The sequence below is a fragment of the uncultured Ligilactobacillus sp. genome, assembly GCF_948826705.1.
Lineage (GTDB): Bacteria > Bacillota > Bacilli > Lactobacillales > Lactobacillaceae > Ligilactobacillus.
Genome location: NZ_CAQLEL010000127.1, coordinates 1 through 4,650, shown reverse-complemented (window position 1 = coordinate 4,650; position 4,650 = coordinate 1). Strand labels below are relative to the sequence as shown.

Here is a 4,650-nt window from a genome sequence, read left to right as displayed (position 1 = left end):
TTAAGTTGATGTCTTTCAACGGATATGGCTGACCAGCATAACACTTCCTACAGAAATGTTGGGAGTGTTTTTTTACAAAAAAATAACACCTCATTACAAAAATGAGATGCTATCACCATAGTTTTTAATGCATCACCTGGGCATTTAACCTTATTGCTATATATAGACTTTGACAGTCATTGGACAACATTAGGACAACAAAATTATATTTTATTTATTGCTTGCTCGATCAATTCATCTGATTTTGCTTTATGTTCATCGATCAAATAAGCATATTTTTTAGCAGTTGTAGTCATGTCACTATGCCCCAAACGTTTGCTAATAGCATACAAGTCAATATTTTGATATAGCAAATAGGCAACATGACTATGACGTAAACTGTGAAAGTGAAAATTTGCTTTCTTGATACCTGCATCATGCATGACATTTCGTAGCGTTTTGTTGACTGCATTTGATGTTGGAATAGTTCCAAATGACGATCTAAAGAGCATTTGTTTATCATTTCCTTTAAGTTGTCCAATAATATCAAGTAATTCTTTATTTACACGTATCACACGATTTGATGATTCTGTCTTAGTATCTTTAAAGCCACCACCTTCATGATAATTCCAAGATTTATTTATTGAAATAGTTCGATTTTTAAAGTCAATATCTTGCCATGTCAAAGCTTGTATTTCTCCAAGGCGAGCACCAGTATAAATGGCAACTAAGATCATATATCTTGAAGGATAACGAGTGGATAATTTTTTCTTTAATTCTTTGGCCAAAATATTGAGTTCATGAACTGACAGATACTCAACCGAAATATCTCGCGTCTTGTCGAATATTATTTCAATATTTTGTGTGAAGTTTTTAGTGATAATGTCATCAAAGATAGCTGAGTTGACGCACGAGCGAATGATCCTATGTGTCTTTAAAACAGAGTCTTTCGCATGTGTTGAACCGTACCAATTAATAAAAGCTTGATAGTTGCTCCGAGTTATTTTTTTCAGATGAGTTGCTCCAAAAAATTCCTGAATAACATTATGAATGATTTTATAGCGATTTTGACTAATTTTAGCTAATTTATTTTTTTTATACAATGCAAACCAATCCGCAAAATAATTTGCAAAAATAACATCTTTTTTTTGAGAAATAACACCATTTCTTTCAGCTTCGATAGCTGCTGCATATAGTTTTGCCTCATTTTTTGTAGCAAAACCATTTTTTGAGACTTGATGCAATTTTCCTTGTGCATCCCTCTGGGAAATTGTTACTTTCCACCCTGTGCTAAGCTTTCTGTAACTAGCCATGACATTTTCTCCTTTTAAAATAGAATGTATGTTCTGTTATAGCTAAATTTAAACCCGCCAAAATCGACGGGTTTAAATTTAGCTAGATTAGCGAATCATCTGGGAAAATTGAAACTCTGGTGATTTCCCCTTGATTATTTATTACCAACTTGATTTCATAATTTAAATTGAGACTAGCTGAGTGGTAGATATATGTTCGATCATCTACTTTACTCTGCAACTGTGCATCGCGGCTTGTCCAATCTTGGATATATTCTAAAGCATCATCTAGGGATGCTAACGGTAAATCTTTAAAATCAAGTTTAACTGTCTTTATGATGTTGTGATCACCTGTGCTTACATATACATAATCGAATTCTTTGCTGTGATACATGGTCTCTTTGATGAAGTCACTTTTATCTATGTAACCATATTCCACATTTTTCGGAAGTTTATCTGCAAGTTCTTCTTGTGTACTTTTGACTTTAGTACTACTTGAGGTTTCAGATGATGAAGATGCTTCATGTTTAGTGCTTGAAGCATTATCAGAACTAGCTGAGCTTGAAACTTCTGAGGAAGATTCTGAGACTGATTTTTCACTTGAAGATGATTCAGGGAAATCGTATCTTTCTTTGTGGTCTGTAGCGGTACTTAGCGTTGGATTATTTTCAACATGTTGAAAATAAAAGACACTGACAGCACTAGCAACTGCAAGTAGGGTGGCAAGAGCGATGAATTTTTTGTTGCATTTCTTTGCAACTAAAATCACCAGACATAATACAAAAAGAATCAGTGCAACTATCGAAATAATTTTAAAAACATTAGCAGTATAGTAGTCCATATACATCACTTCCAGTTTTAAATTCAGCTTTTAATGTCGTCAGTATTTGGACAAACAATCAATAATTCATATTTCTTGATTTGGTGTATAACACTTTTTGTAAAACAGGGATGTACGAGCTATCTAGATCGTTATCCAAGATGAAATTAACATAATTTATCTGTGTAATATCTATATCATTCGCTGATATGTAGGCTTCTACTAATTCAGATATCATAAATTTATCAGCTTCGTATTCAAATTTTGAATGCGAAGCAATAGTGGCATTATATAGCTCAATACAATCATGATGTTGGCAAGCATGTCCCAATTCATGCAACAAAGTTTCAAACTGAGCATGCTCATCTAGTTTGCTATTAATGATGATCCAATTTAATTTTGGAAGATAAGCGCCATCTGCTTCAAGTTCGCTTGAATATTTGATGATCACATGTAAATTATCTATCAAATCTTGAACGCGTCTATACATTAACTCTCCACCTTTTACTCCTTATTTTTTAGATACGCTTCTACCATGCTACGAATAACTTCGCGATCATTTTCAGATAATGGTTTACCATCTTTGGCCATTGCTGTATCTAATATTGAATCTATTTCATCTTTCTTTTTTTCCTTTCGCCCTAACAAAAAATCCGTAGACACTCCAAAAATTTCTGCAATTTGATCTAATTCAAAACTGGAAACTTTTCTATTGCCAGTTTCTATCTTATTAAGAATAGTATTATTCATTTTCAGACGGCGTGCTAATTCCGCCTGAGACCAGTTTCTATTCTCTCTAAGCGTAATAATATTTTTTCTTAGTATTTCTTCCGCAGTAATCATAATTATCATTCTCCTTTCTGTTGCGCTTTACGCAATAATAATAACATTAATTTCTAAAAAAGAAAGGTATATTTCTAAAAAAGATATATTTTTTGTTGACATTGATAAAATCGCAATGTATTATATAAGCATAGGGTTGCGATAACAGCAATAAGAGAGGAGAATATAAATGCCACAAATTAATCTTGAGTTAATTAGTGAAATTAGAAGGGAAAAAGGTTTTTCAAATGCTGATATGGCTAAAATGTTGAGTTTAAGCGCTCCTGAAAAGTATTTTAGACGTGAAAAAGGTGAATATAATTTTAAGGCTGTTGAAATTCCTGTGTTATGCAGAGTACTTGAAATCCCAATGACAAAAATTTTTAAATAAAACATTTCGATTTTGGAAATATAGAGGTGTAGAAAATGAATGAATTAGTAGTAATGAAGAATCAACAAGCTGTGACTACTAGCTTAGTAGTTGCAGAAGCATTTAAGAAAAATCATAAAGATGTCGTGCGGGCAATTAGTAATAAATTGGGCTCAGCGCAAAATTGCGCCCAGTACAAAAATATGTTTACGCCAAGTTTTTATCAAGATGCTAGCGGTAAGCAAAACAAAATGTACTACATGAATCGAGATGGTTTCACATTTATTGCAATGGGATTTACAGGTCGTAAGGCTGACGAGTTCAAGCTTAAGTACATCCAAGCATTCAATAAGATGGAAGAATACATCAAACAGCAAAATCAGCTTCCGACATCCCCAACTGAGATGCTGAAACTAGCAATTGATTCAACGCTAGAAACGGCTGGCAAAGTTGAGGCATTAAACACTCGAATGGACGAATTTGAACAAAACGCTCCGATTGATCCGGGAGAATATAACTACTTGAGCAAGCGAATCAGCTCAGAAGTTCAAAATTACGTTGTGTCGCATCACATGATCTTGAATCAAAAGCAACGATCACAACTTTATAAAGATGTTAATCGTGGCGTTAAAGAAGTGACTGGTGTCAAGACAAGATCACAATTGCGCAAGAAAGATTTTGATGTCGTTGATCGCTACTTGATGAATTGGACACCTAGTGCAGCGACGTTGATGATCATCGAACAATTGGACAATGAAGCTAAAGGACAAGAAAGGCTATTTTAGGAGGGGATCGTTATGCAAGCGATGGATGAAACGAGTGCACAAAACTTCTTGGATAGCTATATCAAGAAGCTCGTGAAAGATGAAGTGTCTAAAAATTTGCAGAGTGATGTTGATCAAGATCTTGGAGAAACTTGGACGTTAGACGAGTTTCGCAAGAAATGTTGCTTTGGCAAGGATCGCGAATGGATAAAGTTATTTATCTTTGCGCAGTTCAAGAAAGAGATCTTGATCGGTAACAAAGGTGGTTGGCTGAAACCATCTAAAGGGCGTGGCAGTGCTTATGGTATTTATGCAGTTGAAGCTAAGAAATGGATGCAAGAAAATCGTAATCGAATTGATTGGGATGCTAAATTGCCAACATAAGGAAGTGATGAAAATTAAGTTATTAGTGTTAATTGTGATTCTGATCATTGTTGATGGGTGCTGCGAATTAGTTAAAAAGAAATGGAGGTCATAGGAATGAAACATTGTGAACATTGTGGTGAAGAAATCAAAGGGGGTTACTTGCAAATCAATTGTGAATTTTTTGATGAATATATGATTGAGTTTGATCATGGCGCATTTTGTTGTAAAGACTGCCTT

General features: G+C 34.2%; 7 protein-coding genes. 3 read left to right on the top strand and 4 right to left on the bottom strand.

The window, feature by feature from the left end; all coding sequences use genetic code 11:
• Positions 1 to 203: 203 nt before the first annotated feature.
• The 4 genes from Q9Q35_RS09300 to Q9Q35_RS09285 form a co-directional block, all read right to left on the bottom strand.
• Entirely contained in the window at positions 204 to 1,292 is a 1,089-nt protein-coding gene (locus Q9Q35_RS09300) for a site-specific integrase (RefSeq protein ID WP_135941801.1), read from the bottom strand.
• Positions 1,293 to 1,374: 82 nt separating this feature from the next.
• Entirely contained in the window at positions 1,375 to 2,112 is a 738-nt protein-coding gene (locus Q9Q35_RS09295) for a hypothetical protein (protein WP_135941800.1), read from the bottom strand.
• Positions 2,113 to 2,170: 58 nt separating this feature from the next.
• Entirely contained in the window at positions 2,171 to 2,581 is a 411-nt protein-coding gene (locus Q9Q35_RS09290) for an ImmA/IrrE family metallo-endopeptidase (protein ID WP_112195549.1), read from the bottom strand.
• A gap of 14 nt (positions 2,582 to 2,595) precedes the next feature.
• Positions 2,596 to 2,934, bottom strand: coding sequence for a helix-turn-helix domain-containing protein (locus Q9Q35_RS09285; protein WP_174238768.1), 339 nt, complete (start codon positions 2,932 to 2,934; stop codon positions 2,596 to 2,598).
• 169 nt (positions 2,935 to 3,103) lie between these two features.
• Between Q9Q35_RS09285 and Q9Q35_RS09280 the strand changes: the two genes are divergently transcribed.
• From Q9Q35_RS09280 to Q9Q35_RS09270, 3 genes are read left to right on the top strand one after another with little or no spacing between them, the layout of a single operon-like run.
• Positions 3,104 to 3,304, top strand: coding sequence for a helix-turn-helix domain-containing protein (locus tag Q9Q35_RS09280; RefSeq protein ID WP_112195545.1), 201 nt, complete (start codon positions 3,104 to 3,106; stop codon positions 3,302 to 3,304).
• Positions 3,305 to 3,339: 35 nt separating this feature from the next.
• On the top strand, positions 3,340 to 4,068 hold the full coding sequence (locus tag Q9Q35_RS09275) for a Rha family transcriptional regulator (RefSeq protein ID WP_304653111.1): 729 nt from the start codon (positions 3,340 to 3,342) through the stop codon (positions 4,066 to 4,068).
• 12 nt (positions 4,069 to 4,080) lie between these two features.
• Positions 4,081 to 4,431 (top strand): DUF771 domain-containing protein, encoded by a 351-nt coding sequence (locus tag Q9Q35_RS09270; protein WP_225428147.1) that lies wholly within the window; start codon positions 4,081 to 4,083, stop codon positions 4,429 to 4,431.
• Positions 4,432 to 4,650: the final 219 nt, after the last annotated feature.